Origin of the sequence: Sphingomonas parapaucimobilis NBRC 15100 (assembly GCF_000787715.1) — a bacterium.
In the GTDB taxonomy this organism is placed as follows: Bacteria; Pseudomonadota; Alphaproteobacteria; order Sphingomonadales; family Sphingomonadaceae; genus Sphingomonas; species Sphingomonas parapaucimobilis.
Window position 1 is genome coordinate 1 of record NZ_BBPI01000046.1, and the last position, 4,483, is coordinate 4,483.

At 66.0% G+C, this 4,483-nt stretch carries 7 protein-coding genes; 3 read left to right on the plus strand and 4 right to left on the minus strand.

Annotated features, from left to right (window positions below; all coding sequences use genetic code 11):
* Positions 1-200 (plus strand): N-acetyltransferase (locus SP5_RS19485; RefSeq protein ID WP_042487210.1); only part of this gene is annotated, 200 nt, incomplete at its 5' end.
* A 233-nt stretch (positions 201-433) separates the two neighbouring features.
* Here SP5_RS19485 and SP5_RS08915 read toward each other — a convergent pair.
* Entirely contained in the window at positions 434-1,735 is a 1,302-nt protein-coding gene (locus SP5_RS08915; protein WP_042487214.1) for a hemolysin family protein, read from the minus strand.
* A gap of 141 nt (positions 1,736-1,876) precedes the next feature.
* Here SP5_RS08915 and SP5_RS08920 point away from each other — a divergent pair, with 141 nt between their 5' ends.
* Positions 1,877-2,554, plus strand: a complete 678-nt coding sequence (locus SP5_RS08920; RefSeq protein ID WP_042487217.1) for a YiaD family glycine zipper/OmpA-like lipoprotein — start codon at positions 1,877-1,879, stop codon at positions 2,552-2,554.
* Between the two features lie 74 nt (positions 2,555-2,628).
* Here SP5_RS08920 and SP5_RS08925 read toward each other — a convergent pair whose 3' ends face one another.
* The 3 genes from SP5_RS08925 to SP5_RS08935 all read right to left on the minus strand — a co-directional run bounded on the left by SP5_RS08925 (position 2,629) and on the right by SP5_RS08935 (position 3,835).
* Positions 2,629-3,105: an AAA family ATPase gene (locus SP5_RS08925; protein WP_052811474.1), complete on the minus strand. Its 477-nt coding sequence runs from the start codon at positions 3,103-3,105 to the stop codon at positions 2,629-2,631.
* 15 nt (positions 3,106-3,120) lie between these two features.
* Positions 3,121-3,549, minus strand: coding sequence for a nucleoside deaminase (locus tag SP5_RS08930; RefSeq protein ID WP_084220625.1), 429 nt, complete (start codon positions 3,547-3,549; stop codon positions 3,121-3,123).
* A gap of 73 nt (positions 3,550-3,622) precedes the next feature.
* Positions 3,623-3,835 carry a hypothetical protein gene (locus SP5_RS08935; protein ID WP_042487223.1) on the minus strand — a complete coding sequence of 71 codons (213 nt, stop codon included), beginning with the start codon at positions 3,833-3,835 and terminating at the stop codon, positions 3,623-3,625.
* 184 nt (positions 3,836-4,019) lie between these two features.
* Here SP5_RS08935 and rpmB point away from each other — a divergent pair, with 184 nt between their 5' ends.
* The gene (gene rpmB, locus SP5_RS08940) at positions 4,020-4,328 is read left to right on the plus strand and encodes a 50S ribosomal protein L28 (RefSeq protein ID WP_042487226.1); all 309 of its coding nucleotides are present in this window, start codon (positions 4,020-4,022) and stop codon (positions 4,326-4,328) included.
* The last annotated feature ends 155 nt before the right edge of the window (positions 4,329-4,483 follow it).

Consider the following 4,483-nt stretch of genomic DNA (forward strand, 5'->3'; position numbering starts at 1 on the left):
CTCTAGTCCAGGCGACGATCACGCTGGCGAACTCGCCAGTCGAAGACGTATCTCTGAACGTGGGCCTTCAGAACATCCGAGCCGCCAAGCTTTACGAAAGATTTGGCTTTGAACGCTATGCGGTCGATGAACGTCCCCTGAAACTGGCTGACGGCGCCTATGTGGAGGAACTGCTGACGCGTTGGCATGTGCCGCGATGACAGTTTCCGAAGGCAAACCGATAGCAGGCTGTTGAGCGTCAGCTATCCTGACGCTTGCTAGCCGATCGCCAGTCCCGAACAGCCATTTGAACAAACTTGACCGGGATAAAAGTCGCGATCGCGATTACCAGAAAGGCTATTATCCCCAAGACGACGACGAACCACGGGTCTTCATTTCCCATCGGACAACACCACCAGCCTATCGAATGTCCGCTATCATAGTGGCGCGCGCCTTACGCCTCGCTGACCAGCAGCTTGTCGATCCGCCGCCCGTCGAGGTCCACGACTTCGAAGCGCCAGCCCTGTTCGACGAAGCTCTCGCCCTCGCCCGGCAAATGGCGGAACACCGCCAGCGCCAAGCCCGCCACGGTGGCGTAATCGCGGTCGTCGGGCAGGTCGATGCCCAGCCGGTCGGCCAGCGCGTCCGCCGCCATCGTGCCGGCGACCAGCAGCGATCCGTCGTCGCGCTCGACCACCGAGGGCGCTTCGCCCGGATCGGCGTCGGAGGCGAATTCGCCAGCGATCGCGGCCAGCAGGTCGGACGGGGTCACGATCCCTTCGAAATGGCCGTACTCGTCATGGATCAGCGCCATCGGCACCTCGGCCTGGCGCAGCGCCAGCAGTACGTCCATCGCGTCGATCCGGTCGATCACCACGGGTGCCTTGCGCATCAGATGTTTCAGGTCGAGCGACTCGCCCCGGAACAGCGCCATGGCGATGTCGCGCGCCTGGACCACGCCGACCACCGCGTCGATCGAGCCCTCCCCCACCGGCAGGCGGGTGCGTGGGCTTTCCAGCAGCTTGGCACGGATCGCGGCATCGTCCAGCGTGCAGTCCAGCCAGTCGATCTCGGTGCGCGGCGTCATCACCTCGCGCACCGGCCGGTCGGCCAGCCGCACCACGCCCGAGATGATCGAGCGCTCATGCTCCTCGATCACGCCGGACTTGGACGCCTCGGCAACGATCAGGTGCAGTTCCTCGGCCGTGACCTGATCCTCATTGTCGCGGTTCAGGCCCAGCAGCTTGAAGATCACCCCGCTGGTCGAATCGAGCACCCACACGATCGGTGCGGTGCCGACCGCCAGCCAGCGCATGGGGACAGCGACGAAGGCCGCGATCGGCTCGGGCTTGCGCAGCGCGAACTGTTTGGGGACCAGTTCGCCCAGGATCAGCGAGGCATAGGTGGTCAGGCCGATGACCAGCGCGAAGCCCAATGTCGCGGCGGTGGTGGGCGCGACGCCCAGCGCCTCCAGCCGGGCGGCGGTCGGCGTGCCCAGGCTTGCGCCCGAATAGGCGCCCGCGATGATACCGGTCAGGGTGATGCCGATCTGCACGGTCGACAGGAACTTGCCCGGATCGGCGGCGAGCGTCAGTGCGGCCTGCGCGCCCTTCCGCCCGCTGCGCGCCATCGCCTCCAGGCGGGCGCGACGGGACGACACGATCGCCAGCTCGCTCATCGCGAATACCCCGTTCAACGCGACAAGCGCGAGAATGATGAGGACGTCGATCCACGGAAAGGGGGGCAGCGTTGCCATCGTTATGCGGTGCTCATAGCGGGCCGGAAGGGTCTTCGACAACTCCCGTCGTCATGTTCCGTTCAGATCGCTTGCGGAACAAGCGCGATCGGGTTCGCGTTTCGGGGTGTGAGACGCGACAACTTAACAAGGGTCATCCGCATGAAGACGTCCGCCAAGTTCCTCGCCGCCGCCGCGCTGTCCGCGCTGGTCGCCACCTCGGCCTGCACCACCGATCCGGAAACGGGCCAGCAGCGTCTGTCCAAGGCCGCGATCGGCGGCATCGGCGGCGCGGTCGGCGGCTATCTGCTGGGCGATCTGGTCGGCGGTCGTCGTGACCGGACCGAGAAGATCCTGGGTGCCGGTATCGGCGGCCTCGCCGGTGCTGGCATCGGTGCCTATATGGACAAGCAGGAGCGCGACCTGCGTGCCCGCACCGCGGGCACCGACGTGCAGGTGGTCCGCCAGGGCGACGACCTGCTGCTGAACCTGCCCTCGGGCATCACCTTCGCGTACAACTCGTCGCAGGTGCAGCCGCAGTTCCGCCAGACGCTGGATCAGGTCGCCGACATCCTGTCGCAGTATAAGCAGACCTATATCGACGTGTATGGCCACACCGATTCGACCGGCAGCGACGCGTATAACCAGCGCTTGTCCGAACAGCGCGCGGTGTCGGTCGCCGACTATCTGGCGTCGCGCGGGGTGCAGCCCGCCCGCATCGGCACGCGCGGCTTCGGCAAGTCGCAGCCCATCGCCTCGAACGACACAGAGGAAGGCCGCGCCGCCAATCGCCGCGTCGAGATCAAGATCGTGCCGATCCGCGAGGGTGACCTGCGCTGATCGTTGCGCAATTCGCGGTTTTGGAAAGGGGCTCGGGCGGGAAACCGTCCGGGCCCTTTTTTATGGGAAGCGCCTTACCCGCCCTTATGGATAAGGATGTGCGCGAACCCTTCGGCGAGCGATGGCGGCTCGAACTGTCGGGCAACGGACAGGATGGCGGCCTCCGGTACGATCTTGTCGACGGAGCGGCGGGCGTTGCGGTTCAGGGCGATGGCAACCGGCGTGTCGATCCACACGGCCTCGATCGGAATATCCGCCTGTTTTGCGATGGCGATGATCCTGGCCCGGTGGCGAATGCCGGGAAGCGCCGCGTCGAAATAGACGGTCGCCGGATAAACGGGCTGGGACGCGATCCAACTGGTCTTGCCCGAGCCCTGTACCCCGCAAACCAGAACGACCCGCTCAGGCCTGGGACGCTGCAACAGGATCTGTTCCAGCGCCGCATAGGACCATGCCCATGCGGCCTCGTTCCGTTCGACTGTCCAGACCCGGCCATGCTCGGTTTCCAGAAAGTCGTCGGGATTGATGACGATCCGATCGGTGGCTGGCATGACCAGACGCTCCCGTTATCGACGTACGGTGAAGAAGTCGCGCAACAGGCCTGCCGCCTCCCCCTCACCCATCCCGGCGTAAACCTCCGGCCGGTGATGGCAGGTCGGCTGGCGGAAGAAGCGGGGGCCATGCTCGACCGCGCCGCCCTTGGGGTCGCTGGCGGCGTAATAGAGCCGGGCGATTCGGGCATGGGCGATGGCCCCCGCGCACATGGCGCAGGGTTCCAGCGTGACCCATAGGTTGCAATCCTCCAGCCGGTCGCGCCCCAGCACCATGGCGGCGGCGCGAATCGCCTGGATCTCGGCATGGGCGGTGGGATCGTGCAGGCGACGGGGCGCATTGGCGCCGGTCGCGATGATCGTACCGCCCTGCACCACCACCGCGCCCACCGGGACCTCGCCCGCCAGCCCCGCCCGGGCGGCGGCATCGAGCGCGGCGCGCATCGGGGCGGGAAGCGGAAACATCGCCCCCTCTCTGCCCCGCGCCCGTCCTCCGGGCAAGGGCGCTTCGGCGCGCTTACTGGGCGTTGTCGGCGGGCTTTTCGACCTTCACCGTGGGCACCTCGACGGTCTTCTGGGTCGTGCCGACCGACACCTTGGGCCCTTCGGCGCGGAAGGTGGGGGCCTGGACGACGGCGGGGCGGGTCTGATCAATGCTGATCCAGCCCATCGCCATGGCACCGGCGGCCAGCAGGAGGATAATGCCCAACAGGACGAGAAAAGCGCGCATGACCCTGGCTCCCAAAGGTTCGTTGCCGTAACAACGCAGCCGACGAGGCGCAGTTGCAACGGCGATTGGCACGCTTGATCGTCGCGAATTGCAGGGGCGATTGCGGGGAATCGGTTGACGCCACCCCCCGGACGGGGTATCGGCGCGGCCTTTCCGGGCACTGCCTGAAACCAGGATAACGATCATGTCGCGCATTTGCGAGCTGACCGGCAAGGGCCGGCAGGTGGGTAACAACGTTTCCCACGCCAACAACAAGACCAAGCGTACGTTCCTGCCGAACCTGCAGAACGTCACGCTGATGTCGGATTCGCTCGAAAAGAGCGTCCGTCTTCGCGTTTCGACCCACGGCCTGCGCTCGGTCGAGCATAATGGCGGCCTGGACAACTGGCTGGTCAAGACCTCGGACGATCAGCTTTCGCTGCGCGTGCGTCGCCTGAAGCGCGACGTCGTGAAGAAGCTGGCCGCCGCCAAGACCGAAGCCGCCGCCGCTTAATCAGCGACGCGTCGGTTGACGGGTTGAAGCCCGCCGCTCCCCGGAGCGGCGGGTTTTCGTCGTTGCGGTTTGGGATTCCTTTGGCCTTCGACTTCGCTCGGGCGGAACGGAGTGGGGGAGCAGGCCCCATATACCGATCCCCGTTCAGGCTAGAG